The 14,135-nt window shown below is 63.5% G+C and carries 10 protein-coding genes; 6 read left to right on the top strand and 4 right to left on the bottom strand.

Annotated features, from left to right (window positions below; translation table 11 throughout):
* Positions 1-143: 143 nt before the first annotated feature.
* The 3 genes from ABWK72_RS19010 to ABWK72_RS19000 are packed head-to-tail and all read right to left on the bottom strand — an operon-like array spanning position 144 to position 1,637.
* Positions 144-1,049 (bottom strand): sugar phosphate nucleotidyltransferase, encoded by a 906-nt coding sequence (locus ABWK72_RS19010; RefSeq protein ID WP_367871149.1) that lies wholly within the window; start codon positions 1,047-1,049, stop codon positions 144-146.
* A gap of 55 nt (positions 1,050-1,104) precedes the next feature.
* Positions 1,105-1,401 (bottom strand): type II toxin-antitoxin system RelE/ParE family toxin, encoded by a 297-nt coding sequence (locus ABWK72_RS19005; protein ID WP_367871148.1) that lies wholly within the window; start codon positions 1,399-1,401, stop codon positions 1,105-1,107.
* Positions 1,398-1,637 carry an addiction module protein gene (locus tag ABWK72_RS19000; RefSeq protein WP_367871147.1) on the bottom strand — a complete coding sequence of 80 codons (240 nt, stop codon included), beginning with the start codon at positions 1,635-1,637 and terminating at the stop codon, positions 1,398-1,400. Before ABWK72_RS19000 ends, ABWK72_RS19005 begins: the two co-directional genes overlap by 4 nt.
* Positions 1,638-1,784: 147 nt before the next feature.
* On the opposite strand from ABWK72_RS19000, the gene ABWK72_RS18995 reads away from it, so the two are divergent.
* From ABWK72_RS18995 to ABWK72_RS18970, 6 genes are all read left to right on the top strand, one after another.
* Positions 1,785-4,802 (top strand): c-type cytochrome, encoded by a 3,018-nt coding sequence (locus tag ABWK72_RS18995; RefSeq protein ID WP_367871146.1) that lies wholly within the window; start codon positions 1,785-1,787, stop codon positions 4,800-4,802.
* A 321-nt stretch (positions 4,803-5,123) separates the two neighbouring features.
* Entirely contained in the window at positions 5,124-5,609 is a 486-nt protein-coding gene (locus ABWK72_RS18990; RefSeq protein ID WP_367871145.1) for a hypothetical protein, read from the top strand.
* 87 nt (positions 5,610-5,696) lie between these two features.
* A complete protein-coding gene (locus tag ABWK72_RS18985) occupies positions 5,697-6,095 on the top strand; it encodes a BlaI/MecI/CopY family transcriptional regulator (RefSeq protein WP_367871144.1) in 399 nt (132 codons plus the stop codon).
* Positions 6,096-6,104: 9 nt separating this feature from the next.
* Entirely contained in the window at positions 6,105-7,832 is a 1,728-nt protein-coding gene (locus tag ABWK72_RS18980; RefSeq protein ID WP_367871143.1) for a M56 family metallopeptidase, read from the top strand.
* Between the two features lie 152 nt (positions 7,833-7,984).
* Positions 7,985-9,193: a hypothetical protein gene (locus ABWK72_RS18975; RefSeq protein ID WP_367871141.1), complete on the top strand. Its 1,209-nt coding sequence runs from the start codon at positions 7,985-7,987 to the stop codon at positions 9,191-9,193.
* Positions 9,194-9,200: 7 nt separating this feature from the next.
* The gene (locus tag ABWK72_RS18970) at positions 9,201-10,502 is read left to right on the top strand and encodes a hypothetical protein (protein ID WP_367871140.1); all 1,302 of its coding nucleotides are present in this window, start codon (positions 9,201-9,203) and stop codon (positions 10,500-10,502) included.
* Between the two features lie 24 nt (positions 10,503-10,526).
* Here ABWK72_RS18970 and dnaE read toward each other — a convergent pair whose 3' ends face one another.
* On the bottom strand, positions 10,527-13,991 hold the full coding sequence (gene dnaE, locus ABWK72_RS18965) for a DNA polymerase III subunit alpha (RefSeq protein WP_367871139.1): 3,465 nt from the start codon (positions 13,989-13,991) through the stop codon (positions 10,527-10,529).
* Between the last annotated feature and the right edge of the window lie 144 nt (positions 13,992-14,135).

Genomic DNA, 14,135 nt, shown 5'->3' with positions numbered 1-14,135 from the left:
ATCGGGACACCCCCCATCCCCCGAATCGGGATAGGGGGTGGTGCCCCAAACGGCACACCACCCGTAGCCCCAAACGGCACGCAAAGGTTATCCCATTAAGGGTACCCCCATAAGGTACTCCCCTGAAGGTGCGGCGGCGCTGTTCAGAGAATAATCCGGAAATCGGCGGTCTCGCCTGCGGCCAGGGTCGAGTGCGGCCAGGCGACGCTGTTGCGAAGCGCGGAGCCTTCCCGGATGCTGGCACCGGGCCCGACGACGCTATTCTCGACGACTGCCGTTGCAGCGATGACTGCCTCGGGATGAATCGCCGGAGCCAGCGCCAAGTCGCGGTGGGCGGCGAGGTAAGCGGCATGGTCGCCGAGGTCGCGCCAGTCGCCTTCGTCGAGGGTGATGGTGCCGAGGCGCCCCTGCCGGATGAGTTCGAGGAAGGCGGGAATGACGGAGATCTTCTGGCCGGGCGGGATCAGGTTGAGGAGTTCGGGGTCGAAGCAGTAGATGCCGGTGAAGACGTGGCTGCCCTGTGCGATGCCGAGCATGCCGCGGATGTCGATGGCGCGGTCGCCGGCGGCATTGAGGGCGAGGTGCTGCGCGTCCCCCGACGAGCGGAGGGCGAGGGTGACGGGGCAGTCGGAGGCTTCGTGGGCGGCGATCAGGCGGTCGATCGGGATCGACGAGTAGATGTCGCCATTGTGGACGAGAACGCTGTCACCGCCGATCCATGACGCGATGTTTTTGACGCCGCCGCCGGTTTCGAGGAGTTCGGGCTCGTGGAAGAGATGCACGGGACGGCCCTTGAATTCGCCCTTGCGAGAAAAAATGCCGTTTCCGGCGATCAGGCTGTGATCGTCACTTTCGCCGAAGGTCCATTTCTCCGGCAGGTGGTGGGTATTGATGGCGAAATCCGTGATCCCGGCGGCAAGGCACGAGTCCATGGCCCACTCGATGAGCGGGCGGTGGAAAAGCGGCACGAGCGGCTTCGGCAGGAGGTCGGTGAGCGGCCGGAGCCGCGTGCCGAGCCCGGCACCGGGAAGGAAGGCCTTGCGGATCACGCGCCGGGTTTCCGGGGTTTGGCGGCGGCGGGCAAGGGATTTCGGCGGGCGGCATTCAAAGCCGACCCTGCCAGCTTTCGGGCCGCCGCTTCTCGTGCATCACTGCGACGATGCCGAGGGACGCTGCGGCCGCGTCAAAACGATAGAAAAGCCGATAGGGAAACCGCTTCAATCGGAACACCCGCGTGTCATCCTCCGTGGGTTGATAACGCCCGGGTTCCTCAAGAATTGAAGCGATAGCCGCTTCGACGGCAGCGGCGAACTCCATCCCGAGAAGATATCGTTGCTCCTCATACCATAGGGCCGCTTCCTCGTATTCCGCCAAGGCAGCAGGGTGGAACGGGAAAGTCATGCTCCGGCGCGTCTTGAAACCGCATCCCGGACTTGTTTCAAGGCCTCGGAGCCCTCGATTCCTCGGACGGTGCCGGATGCGAGTTCTGCGGCACGGGAACTCGCCTCTGCCAATTGCTCACGGAAGATTCCGGCATCCGGGGGAACGCTTTCAATCAGGCGTTCCGCGAGGACGAGGCGGCTTTCTCCGGAAAGGCAGAGGGCCTCTTCAAGTAGTCGGTCCACGGTGACGGGCATGGAGCCATTCTAGAGGCTGGTGACGGAAACTCAAGACAGCAAGAAACCCGCCGATGTCCCCGCATGGCATTTTCTCGCGCTACCCGTTCGGGTAACTCGTACAAGGGATTGAGAAATCCCGTGTGGCAGCGCGTAATTGGCCCGCCGATGAACCGTTCCACCCTGTTTTTGATCCACTTGGCTGCCGCCGGCAGCGCAGGAGCCCTGCCGCAAGGCTTCGAGATGAAGGAATTCGCCGGGCCGCCGAATGCGGATTACCCGACGGGGATCACCGCAGCGGCGAATGGCGACGTGTATGTTTCCTCCGACCAGAACGGCTCGCTGGGCCACAAGGAGAAGATGGGCCGGATCATCCGCTGCCGGGACAAGGACGGCGATGGCAAGGCCGACGAGTTCATCCACTTCGTGCCGGATGTGAGCAGCCCCCGCGGCGGCCACTTCGTGGGAGATACCCTCTACCTGATCCATCCGCCCTTCCTGAGCAGCTATCGCGACAAGGACGGTGATGGCAAGGTGGACGAGGAGAAGACGCTGCTGACCGGCTTGGGCGGCGGCATCGAGCACCCGCGCGGTGCGGACCACACGACCAACGGCGTGCGCATGGGCATCGACGGCTGGCTTTACATCTCGGTGGGCGACTTCGGCACAACGCCGGCCAAGGGCACCGATGGCTCGACCTACACGCTCTACGGCGGCGGGGTGATCCGGGTGCGCCCGGACGGCTCGCAGGTGGAACCCTACGCGGTGATGACGCGGAACATCTGCGACACGGCGATCTCGCCGGAGCTGGACCTCTTCAGCCGGGACAACACGAACGACGGCAAGGGCTGGAACACGCGCTTCCACCACTACACGCAACTGGGCGATCACGGCTACCCGCGGATGTATAAGAACTTCGCAGACGAGGCGATCAAGCCGCTGGCGGACTACGGCGGCGGCTCCGGCACGGGCGCGCTGTGGCTGAGCGAGCCGGGCTTCCCGCCGGAATTCACCGACGCGCTGTTCTCGACCGACTGGACGACGGGCACGATCCACTACCACCCTTGGAAGCGGACGGGCGCGAGCTTCTCCGTGGAGCAGAAGACTTTCGAAAAGCTGCCGCACGCGACCGACATCGACGTGGACGGCAATTCCAAGCTCTACATGGCGGACTGGCGCGATGGCGGCTTCGACTTCTCCGGTCCGGGCAAACCGGTGGGCAAGATCTTCTCCGTGACCTACCCCGCCGGCACCCCGGCGAAGTATGTGAACGTGGCGAAAGCCAGCGACGCGGAGCTGGTGAAGCTGCTGGCCTCCGCGAGCGCGGTGCAGCGGCTGGAGACGCAGCGCGAGATGATCAAGCGCGGCAAGAAGCCGGTCTTCGCCGAAGGCGTTTTCGCGATCGCGAAGGATTCAAAGCAGAGCGTGGCGGTGCGGACCGCGGCGATCTTCACCTTCAAGCAGCTCTACGGGAAAGGTAGTACCAAGTATCTCGGCGAGCTGGCGGCGGATGAAGCGGTGCGCGAGCAGGCGCTGCGGGCGATGACCGACATCAAGTCGGAACTCGATGGCGTGGATGCCAAGCTCTATGTGGACGCGCTGCAGGACAAGAATCCGCGGGTCGCGCTGCATGCCTTGATCGGCCTGGAACGCTTGGGTGCCAAGACGGCGGCTCCGGCGATTTTCTCGGCCTCGTCCGGCTGGCGCGAGGAAGGCGATTCCCCGCGGCTAGAACACACGGCGATGCAGGTGCTGGCATCCCTGGAAAACATCCCTGCCTGCCTCAAGGCCACGACCGACACGGCCACGCGGAAACTGGCGCTGCGGGCGCTCGAACGGATCCACAAGATGGAAGTCGTGGACGGCTTGATCGCCCTCCTGGCCTCGAAAGACTATGACCTTCGCTTCGACGTGATGGGGGCTTTGGCGCGCCTGAATTTCACCGAGAAGGAATGGGACCACAAGGCATGGTGGAGCACCCAGCCGGACGACCGCGGCCCTTACTACGACCCGGTGGCATGGGATGGGACGGACAAGATCACCGCAGCGCTGGAGAAGGGCTTCGGCACCGTGCCGCAGGATCGCCAGAACGACCTGCTGGATGTCCTCGGCAAGAACCGTCTGCCGGTAGCCACGATGAAACTCTCGGGCGCGGATCCGCTGTTGGTCGCGCTGGAATCGAAGCAGCTGAATAACACCCAGCTCATGCTGCTGGTGGATGCGGCCAAGGATGCCAAGCGCCCCTTCGCACAAAGGGTGAAAGCGTTCGAGTCATTGGCCAAGGGCGGCGAGGACATGTCGATGCCCTACCGCCTGGCAGTGCTGGCGGTGTGGGCCCAGGAGCAGGCTGCGGCCGGTGAATCCGCTTCCTACGTGACCGACTTCGTGAATGCCTCCGTGCGCGGCGAGCAGGTGCCTGCGCTGCGCGACATCGCGAAGAAGCAGGGCGACTCTGCCAGCCGGATCGCATGGAAGGCCCTGCTGACAGTGCTGAATAGCCCCCTGGCGAAGAGCGATGCCAAGGACCGGGTGAGGAAGGAAGTGGACAAGGATCCGAAGGAGGTCGGCTTCTTCCAGGCGATCGCGGATCTCAAGCTCGCGGGCTTCGACAAGCAGATCGAGGCAGGGATCGCTTGGGACAGCTCCAAGATCATCGATGCCGCGAAGGCCGCAAGGGCGGCGGTAGCGGGTGGCGGCGGTGCCGGCAAGAAGGTCTCCGAACTCGCGGTGGCGGATGTGGCGAAGGCGGCGATGAGCGGCAAGGGCGACGTGGCCGCCGGCCAGCGCCTCTTCACCGCACAGGGCTGCATCGCCTGCCACTCGATCGATCCGAAAGCGGAACAGAAGGGCCCCTTCCTCGGTGCGGCGGGCGCGAAGTTCCCCCGCGATTATCTGGTCGATTCGATACTCGATCCGAACAAGGTGGTGGCCCAGGGCTTCCAGACGGCGATGATCACCATGAAGGACGGCACCGCCAAGATGGGCTTCGTGACCGGTGAGGCGGATGGCGTGATGGAGGTGCGCGATATCACCGGCGCGGTCAGCAAGATCAAGCGCGACGACGTGAAGGAGGAGACCCACCTTCCCCAGTCGATGATGCCGCCGGGCCTTGCGGGCGGACTGACGGTGGAGGAGTTCACTTCGCTGATCGAGTATCTCTCGTCGTTGAAGGCGACGGGCGGTTGATCGCTGGGAAACCTATTCGCGAAATGATTCAGGGCCGCCCTTCGGGGCGGCCTTTTTCATTTGATTGGATTTCTCTACAAATGTAGTGGACAGATCATCACGATTGTAGTGAAGTGCAGACGGGCATGGGAGCAATGAACATTCCGGAGTCAGATCGGGCTGAGGCGATCCTGTCGTTTGCCCTCCAGAACGCGGAAGCAAGCTGCTGAGCCCTGCTCGATCAACAACGTCCTGCATTCGTGCCCCTCCATACTACACATGTAGTGAACATTTCACCGGGGAGCCCCGGAACATCGAAACCGCAAACCAAAGCAAAACACAATGAACCGTAAAACTGGCAACCACGACACGGCGCAAGCTCAACTCCGCATGGCTCAAAACCCTGCAATCCGCCCTTGGACACTCGCGGCATTCATCCTCGGGATCGGCTTCGGCCTTCCCGCTGCCGCGCTTGCCCAGGACGGCACCGTGCCCGCAACCCCGCGCCTGTTCCCAACCGCGAAGGAGGAGAAAAAGGAAGAAGGCAAGGCGATGGAAGCCGCGGCGAAGCTTATCCTTCCCTCCGTGCACTTCGAGGAAGTCACGCTTGAAGACGCGGTGAAGTTCCTCAATGAAACCGCAAAGAAAACTGCCGCGGGAAAGCCGGTCCCCCAGCTCAAGGTGGGGCCGGATGTTGATGGCAAGACGCTGATCAAGCAACTGGTCCTGAAGAACGTGCCCCTGCGGGAAGCCGCGATGTACTGCGCCAACGAAACGAAGACGCTGATCTCGGCCGACGACAAGACGCTGACCTTCGTGAAGCCGTAATGGAATCCCGGTGAGGCCGTCCCGAAGGGGCGGCCTCACTCCCTCATCTTACAATTGTAGTAGACAACTCCTTACGTTTGTAGTGAAATGAAACCCTTCATGGAAGCACCGAACATTTCCGACTCCGAATGGTCCGTGATGGAAGCCCTGTGGGATTCGTCCCCGCGCTCCGCATCGGATGTCGCGAAGGCCCTCAAGAAGAAGACCGGATGGGCCGAGAATACCGTCCGCACCCTGATCACCCGCCTGGTGGAAAAGGGAGCGCTTCAGGTCAACGACGAGGCAGGCTCGCCCAAGCTCTACTCCCCCGCCGTAAAGCGGGAGGCCTGCGTGAAAGCCGAGAGTGAGTCCTTCCTCGAGCGCATCTTCCAAGGCGCAGCGAAGCCCCTGCTGGTCCACTTCGCCCGCAATGCCCGGCTCACACCCAACGAAGTCAAAGAGCTCAAGAAGCTCCTCGATCAATCCACCGGTAAGAATTCGAAATAACCGACTGCCATGAACACGCTCGAATCGATGTTTGATTGGCTGCTTGCCACGACCCTGAGGGCCTCCGTCTTGGCCTTGGCGATCCTCGCCCTGCAATTGCTGCTCCGCCGCTGGCTGCCGCCGCAGTGGAGGCACTCGCTGTGGATGCCCCTGCTCCTCGTGCTGGCATTGCCGGTCTTGCCGGCGGTGCCCTTCGGCCTCTTCCCTACGAAGGCGGAAGCAAACGCGACTGCAGCTCCGGTCGCTCCGGCTTCTGCATTGGAGTTTGGCACCGCAGCCGCCGCGGAGCCGCCGGTCGCCGCCACCCCTCGGACAAACCTCCCCGGGGTGAATCCCCTGGCTGTGCTCTGGCTTTCCGGGACTGTCGCGGTTCTCGCGATAGGTCTCGCCAGCTATCGCCGGAACATGCGCCGCGTCATCAAGGGTGCCGTGCGGGTGGACGATTCCCTGCGCATCTCGCTCACTGCCGCAGCCCGGGAGGTGGGCCTGCGGCGGAAGCCGCTCGTGATCGTTTCCACGAATGTGGATAGCCCGGCGGTGACAGGTCTCGTTCGGCCTTCCCTGCTGCTGCCCGCGGGCTTCCCCGCCGGGTTCAACGAAGCGGAGGCGCGCATGATCCTGTTGCACGAGTTCACCCATCTGAAGCGCCTCGACCTGCCGGTGAACTGGCTGACCTGCGTCTTCCAAGCGATGCATTGGTTCAACCCGATCCTGTGGTTCGCCTTTGCCCGGATGCGCGCGGACCGCGAGTCTGCCTGCGATGCGCAGGTGCTCTCGCTGAACCACGACGACCGCCGTTCCGACTACGGCCATGCCCTGTTGAAGCTTCAATCGGCCACGCCGCAGCTCGGGCTCAATCTTGGCTTCGTGGGGATCTTCGAGCGAAATGCGGAACTGAAGACGCGGATCCGTGAGATATCGGCTCATCGCAAGGCCCATCCCGCATGGCGGGCGGGCGGCGTGGCGATGATCGGAACGCTGACCATCTTCGGCGCGACAAAGGCCGAGGAGCCGGAGAAGAAGGAGGCCCCGGCAGTGCCCCGCGTGATCGTCAACCAGCCCCCGGTGAATCCGGGAACGGCATACATTATGGCGAAGCTGAACAAGATCGTCATTCCCCTGATCAATTTTGAGGACGCCTCTTTGGAGGAGGCCATCGACTTCGTGCGCTTGCGGAGCAAGGAACTCGATACCGCTGAGAAGGATCCGGCCAAGAAGGGCGTGAATTTCGTGATCCGCAAGCCGCGGCCCGGGGTTGCCGGAACACCCGATCCGGGAGCAGCCAAGCTGAGCTTGGAGCTCAAGAATGCGACCATGCTCAAGGTCCTCAGCGAAATCGCGGGGAAGACAGGGACGCGATTCAAGATTGACGAATTCGCGGTCACCTTCGTTCCCGCCGACGAGCAGGACAACTTCGTTGTCGGGCCACTGCCCGCGCCGCCGAAGTTCGAGGGCAAGGCGGCGGAAGCCGGTAGCAAGATCATCATTCCAATCGTCGACTTCGAAGACACGTCCCTGAAAGAGGCCGTGGATTTCCTGAACCTGCGGGCGAGGGAGCTCTCCAAGGGAGAGCCGGTCTTCCCGGTGGTTCTCGATCCGAAAGCCGACGGCGCAACGCGGATCAAGGAACTCCGGCTGAGAAATGTGCCGCTCGTCGTGGCGCTCAAATACGTCGCGGAGTCCACGAAGACCGTGATCACCGCCAACGACAGCGAGATCCGGATCACGAAGCCGTAGCTTACGGCGAAACGCGAAATGCTCATGACAACCTGCGGAGGACGGATGCATGCATCCGTCCTCCGTTTGGCAAGCGGGGGGAGTCCATCCGCCCAGAGCTGCGGGGAAACTTGACCTTCCCGCCCCCGGCCTCATAGGAGATAGGTCTCTCCATGCCGCTTCCCCGCAGCTATCTCCTCTTCCTCACCGGGGGCGCCATCATCTCCGGCTGGGCGGGGAGCTTGCTACCCACGCGAAGCGAGCCCCGGACCAACTTGCCGGGAAGCAACCAGCACGGTGCCACGACCGCTTCACTTCCGGATCGCTCGAAGTCGCGCGAACCCGAACGAGACTTCGCGGCCCTCATCCGCGATCTTGTCGCGGAGAGTCCCAAGAACCCCGAGAACGCGCTCCACTTCCCCGCTTGGGAGAAGATCCGCGGCTTCTCCCTCGAGCAGGTTCGGGATGGCTTGCAGATCGCCGGCGATCCTCTTCAGAGCGATCCGGTGAACATCGTGGCCTGCATGCTCCTCTCCCGCTGGGGTGAGCTGGATCCGCAAGCGGCCCTCGCCTCCCTCTCGGATCGGAAGGGCGACATGAAGCAACTCCTGGTGCCGAATCTCATCGGCACATGGATGCAGCGCGACCCGGAAGCCGCGGTCCGTTGGGCGCAAGATCACCCCGGCGAAATCGAAGCCACCCGCCTCGACCGGATCCGGGCGGCCACGATCCTGCAAAAGCCGCCCGCCGATGCACTTGCCGAGGCCCGCGGCCTGCCGGCCGAAGCCCGCCGCCAGGTGGTCATCCTTCTCGCCCAATCCCTTGCCGGCAGCGTGGAAAAGCGCGAACGCTGCTTCCGCCTGTTAGAAGGCATGGACGAGGCGGACCGCGTGCAGGCGGCGGAGACGATGGCCAGTGCTGCGAACCGCCAGTCGCCCCGCGATGCGCTCGAACTGCTGGAGACGCTGCCGATGACGGCCGAAGCGCGCGCGAAGGCGCAGTCGAAAAGCCTTCTTGCCTACGCGCGGGAAAAGCCTGCCGAGGCGATCGCATGGCTCGACGCCCATCCCGGCGCCGGCAGCGGCAAGGATCGCGGCATCGCTTTCAACAGTTGGAACAGCGCGGATCCGGAAGCTGCGGATGCGTGGCTGGAGCGGCAATCGCAGCCTGCGCCGCTGCTCGAAGCTGCGCTGGATCAGGCCAAGCTTTACGTCCTCTCCGGCTATGCGAATACCGGCGAGCGACCGCGGCAAGGGGAGCGGCTGCGCGCTTACTTCATCCGTTGGCAAGCGCTCGACCCGGCGGCCTCCGCCCTGTGGCTGGAGAAGGCGGCCCCGGATGTCGTTTCATTCATCACCCCCGCCGTCCCGGATGGAGAATAGCCGCGTCATGCTGCTCCGCGGAGGAATCGCGATTGCCGTCTTCGTGCTCGCGGGGTGGATCGGCTATGGCACCGCGCCACGTGTTGCGGATAGCCCCCGGAGCACCACGGCCTCGGGGATTTCACCCGGCGATCCCCCGCTCGCGCGTTCTTCCGAGAGCAAGACCCCGCGTCCGGACTCCACGTTCTCCGCGCGTTCTTCCAAAAGGAGTGACGAGTCTCCCGAGGCACGCGCGCGCCGGATCACCGCGGTGAAACAGCGGATCAAGGACCTTTGGACGCAGGCACCCGAGCTCTCGCTGAATTGGGAACTGCAAGCCGAGACCCATCGTCTCCTCGCCGGTCTGGAGGCGGAAGAACTGGGCACGTTCTTCACCGAGCTCCCACCGATGGGGAATGGCACCGCCCATCTCTTGCTACGCTTGGAAGTGGTCAAGGAATGGGCCGCGAAGGATGGCCCCGCGGCCATCGCGGGCTGCGCGGTCGGAAATCGCATCGACTCTTTGTGCCGGGCCAACGCCATCGGCGCCTGGGGTGAAGTGGACCCGGCAGGGGCGCTCGCTTTCCTCCGCCGCGAGGACCTGCCCCCCGCCATTGCGGAGCATCGCCGGGTAATGCGCTGGCGTTTGCTAGACGACATTGGGAAGTCGGACCTCGCCCTCGCCGAGCGGGAACTTCCCTATCTGAAGGAGGACGAACGCAAGTCCATGTTGGCAACCCTTGTCACGAAGGCCGCCGGTCAGGATGAAATTCGCGAGCGGCTGCTAGCGATGGCTCGCGAGTCCACTCCGGAAGGGAAAGCGAGCCAGGCCGAGGAATTCCTGCTCAGGGACATTGCCGAGAAGGATCCGCAGGCGGCGCTGGATAGAATCGGCACCGCGGAAAACCTCGACCCGGAAGAGCGCAAGCGGCTGGATTTCACCGTTCTCAGTGGCCAGGCAAACCATGCTCCCGTAGCCGCCTTCGAGGATTGGCTCGCTCGCAATCCCGGCCAGGACTCCCTGCCGGAGGGCGCATGGAACACGCTCGCGTCCGCCATGAATGACCACGGCCCGGAAATGATCGCTTGGTTCGAGCGCATGCCCGCAGGTGGCCTGCGCGATCAGTTCCAGGAACGCGGTGCCCGCTCGCTGGCAAAGAACCAGCTCTTCGATGATGCCATCCGTCTCACCGGCAGCATCGCCGATCCCGCGCTCCGGACCTCATCCCTGCGCTCGCTTCGCGACTTCTGGAACAATGCCGACCCCGCCGCTGCCGCGAAGTGGGTGGAGTCCCTGCCTGGCACCGACCGTTCCCTGTTGGGAGAATGATCCCGCGCCGATGGATCCGCCTTTCTAGTCCATCCAACGTCCCAAGGCCTTCTCCAAGAGGTCGGTCCGCTTGACCCGGTAACTCTCGCTCAACTCCAACGTGGCGCGGCGGCCGGCGCTGTTCTGGAAATGGAGGAAGACGGGCACCTTGCCGGGATTGGCGGCGAGGGCGTTACGGATCTCGGCGAGGTCGCGCTCGGAATGGCGGGCGGTCCAGAGGGTGAGCTCGAGGGCCCCCTTGGTCGCGGAGCTGCCGCGGGGCTTGAGCTCGTTCAACTCGTAGCCGGTGAGGCGGCGGGACTCGGTGCGGTCGTCGACTTGGATCGCGGCTTTGAATTTGATCACCTTGCCGGGGGCAAGGGTCCCGGCATCGCGGGCGGGGACGAAGGACTCGCCCCACATGACGACTTCCGCGGAGCCGGTGAAGTCCTCCACAACCATCACACCGAAGGGCTTGCCGCTCTTGGTGATCTTTGCTTCCAGGGTGCGGATCATGCCGGCGAAGGGGAAGCGGTCGCGGGGATTGGTCACGTCGATCTCATCGAGCAGGCCCAGCCTCATGTACTTGTCGGAATCGAGCACGCCGCGGAATTTATCGAGCGGGTGGCCGGTAACGTAGAAGCCGAGCAGTTCCTTCTCCTGGGCAAGGCGTTCGTCCTTGGTCCACTCTTCCACGGCTACGGCGGTTGCCGTACTTGCCGGGGCGGAGGCGGCGAAGTCCATGGTATCGAAGAGCGAGACCTGGCCGGAGGCGCGGTCCTTCTGGGCGGAGGAAGCACTGGCGACCACCTGCTCCAGGCGGTTGAACATCTGGGCGCGGGTATCGCCGGTCCAGTCGAGGGCACCGGCCTTCACCAGGTTTTCGAGGATGCGCTTGTTGACCGACTTCGAGTCGAGGCGGTTGGAAAATTCCTCGAGCGAGGCGAAGTGCCCCTTGGCTTCGCGGTCGGCGATTGCCTGCGCCATCGCGCCCTCGCCGACGTTCTTGATCGCGGCGAGTCCGTAGCGGATCGCGAAGACCCCGGACGGCAATTGCTCCGGCGCGAAACGGAGCTTCGAGCGGTTGAGATCCGGCGGCAGGATCTCGATGGCCATGCGGTGGCACTCCGCGACGAAGACGCCGATCTTGTCGGTGTTGTTGATTTCGTTCGAGAGCAGGGCGGCCATGAACTCGACCGGGAAATTCGCCTTCAGGTAGGCGGTCCAGTAGGAGATGTGGCCGTAGCAGGCGGAGTGGGATTTGTTGAAGCCGTAGCCGGCGAACATCTCGATCTTCTCGAAGATGGCGTTGGCGAGCTTCTCGTTGATGTTGTTCACCCGGCCCGCGCCCTCAACGAATTTCGAGCGCTCCTCGGCCATCTTCTTCGGATCCTTCTTGCCCATCGCGCGGCGCAGAAGGTCGGCACCGCCGAGCGTGTAGCCGGCCAGGACCTTGGCCGCATTCTGCACCTGCTCCTGATAGATCATGACCCCGTAGGTATTGCCGCAGACCTGCTCGAGCAGGGGGTGCTCGTAGAAGGGCTTCTTGCGGCCCTTCTTGACCTCGATCATCTGGTCGATGAACTGCATGGCACCCGGGCGGTAGAGGGCGAGAAGGTCGATGATGTCGTCGATCTTCTCGATCTGGTACTTGCGGCAGGTCTCGACCATGCCGCCGGATTCCAGCTGGAACACACCCATCGTCTCGCCGCGGTTCAGGATGTCGAAGGTCGGCTTGTCATCGAGCGGGACCTTTTCGATGTCGAAGTCCGGCTGGTGGACGCGGATGTGCCCCACCGCATCATGGATCACGGTAAGGTTCTTCAGACCGAGGAAGTCCATCTTCAGGAGGCCGACCTCGGTGATCGCATTCATGTCGTACTGGGTGACGACTTCCCCTTCATTGCCGCGTGTCAGCGGGACGTGCTCATCTAGCGAGCGGTCCCCGATCACGACGCCGGCGGCGTGGATGCCGACATTGCGGGTCAGGCCTTCCAGCTTGGTCGCGAAGTCCCAGAGGTCCTTGTAGGTGGAGGAGCTTTCGATGAGGTCCTTCAGCTCGGGCTTCGAGTCGAACTCGCCCTTCAGGGTCACGCCGGGCTTGGGCTCGATCATCTTGGCGATGCGGTCTGCCTCGCCGTAGCTCACGCCCATCACGCGTGCGACGTCCCGGATCACGCTCTTCGCGCCGAGGGTGCCGTAGGTGATGATGTGGGACACACTCTTCTCGCCGTACTTCTGGCGGACGTAGTCGATGACTTCCGGGCGGCGGCTCTGGCAGAAGTCGATATCGACGTCGGGCGGGCTGACGCGCTCGGGATTGAGGAAGCGCTCGAAGAGCAGGCCGAAATCGAGCGGGCAGATATTGGTGATGCCCATCGCGTAGGCGACGAGCGAGCCCGCCGCGGAACCGCGGCCCGGTCCGACGGGAATGTCATGATCGCGGGCCCACTGGATGAAGTCCGCGGTGATCAGGAAGTAGGAAGCGAAGCCGAGTTGGTTGATGATGCCGACTTCGTACTTGATGCGCTCCTGGATGTCCTCGCGGACGGCCTTTTCTTCGCCGTAGCGCTTTACCAGGCCTTCCTGGCAAACGCGCATCAGGTATTCCTCGCGCGGCGAGCCATCGGGCGTGCCGAACTGCGGATACTTCTCGGAGCTGGTGGAGTCGAGCCTGAGGGAGACATTGCAGCGCTCCGCGATTTCCAAGGTCGCATCGCAGGCACCGGGGATCTCGGCGAAGAGCGCGCGCATTTCCTCCGCGGTCTTGAAGTAGACCTCCGGTGTGTAGTGCATCCGGTTCTCATCGATCACCAGGCGACCGGTGCCGATGCAGATCATCACGTCGTGCGCGTCATGATCGTTCTTGTTGAGGAAGTGGACGTCATTTGCGGCGACCGGTTTGAGGTCGAATTCCTTCGCCAGCTTGAGCAGGCCCGGCGTGATCTTGCGCTGCGGTTCGAGATCGTGGATGTGGATTTCGACGTAGGTGTTCTCCTTGCCGAAGATGTCCACCAGTTCGGCCATGGTCTCGCGGGCCTTCGCCTCATCGCCGAGGAGCAGCCATTCGTTCACCGGGCCGGAAATGCAACCGGTGAGGCAGATGATGCCTTTCGCGAAGCGGCGCAGGGCCTCGCGGTCCACGCGCGGCTTGCCGTGGTAGAGGCCTTCGAGGTGGCCGAGCGAGACGAGCTTCTGGAGATTGCTCCAGCCCTCGTCCGTTTCGGCGAGAAGGGTCATGTGGCAGGCGCGCTTGCGTCCGGGGATGTCCTTCTTGTCCTCCATCGAGAAGGGCGCGAGGTAGATCTCGCAGCCGAAGATCGGCTTGATCCCCGCTTTCTTGCAGGCCTGGTAAAACTCGATCGCGCCGAAGAGGTTGCCGTGGTCGGTCATCGCCACCGCCGGCATCCCGAGTTCCTTCGTTTTCGCCGCCACCTCCTTGGTCCGGGCCATGCCGTCGAGGAGGGAATATTCGGTGTGAAGGTGGAGGTGGACGAAGGAATCGGACATGGGCGACGCGGGAGCGTGGCGCAGCGGATGGCGCTCGGCAAGCGGGCGGTGGAAAAGGCGGCCTAACGATTTTACAGCATTGATTACAAGCCCCTTGTGGCTCCAATTCGCTACCACCCGCAACACCACCATTCCCCTCCCCTG

This window comes from Luteolibacter sp. Populi (assembly GCF_040801775.1).
In the GTDB taxonomy this organism is placed as follows: domain Bacteria; phylum Verrucomicrobiota; class Verrucomicrobiia; order Verrucomicrobiales; family Akkermansiaceae; genus Haloferula.
This window is presented reverse-complemented; position numbering and strand designations above follow the sequence as displayed.

Coding starts and splice junctions, on each gene's coding strand:
- dnaE (WP_367871139.1), bottom strand. CDS start 13,991: ATGTCCGATTCCTTCGTCCACCTCCACCTTCACACCGAATATTCCCTC.
- ABWK72_RS18990 (WP_367871145.1), top strand. CDS start 5,124: ATGAACCGTAAAACTGGCAACCACGACACGGCGCAAGCTCAACTCCGC.
- ABWK72_RS18980 (WP_367871143.1), top strand. CDS start 6,105: ATGAACACGCTCGAATCGATGTTTGATTGGCTGCTTGCCACGACCCTG.
- ABWK72_RS18985 (WP_367871144.1), top strand. CDS start 5,697: ATGAAACCCTTCATGGAAGCACCGAACATTTCCGACTCCGAATGGTCC.
- ABWK72_RS18975 (WP_367871141.1), top strand. CDS start 7,985: ATGCCGCTTCCCCGCAGCTATCTCCTCTTCCTCACCGGGGGCGCCATC.
- ABWK72_RS19005 (WP_367871148.1), bottom strand. CDS start 1,401: ATGACTTTCCCGTTCCACCCTGCTGCCTTGGCGGAATACGAGGAAGCG.
- ABWK72_RS18970 (WP_367871140.1), top strand. CDS start 9,201: ATGCTGCTCCGCGGAGGAATCGCGATTGCCGTCTTCGTGCTCGCGGGG.
- ABWK72_RS19000 (WP_367871147.1), bottom strand. CDS start 1,637: ATGCCCGTCACCGTGGACCGACTACTTGAAGAGGCCCTCTGCCTTTCC.
- ABWK72_RS18995 (WP_367871146.1), top strand. CDS start 1,785: ATGAACCGTTCCACCCTGTTTTTGATCCACTTGGCTGCCGCCGGCAGC.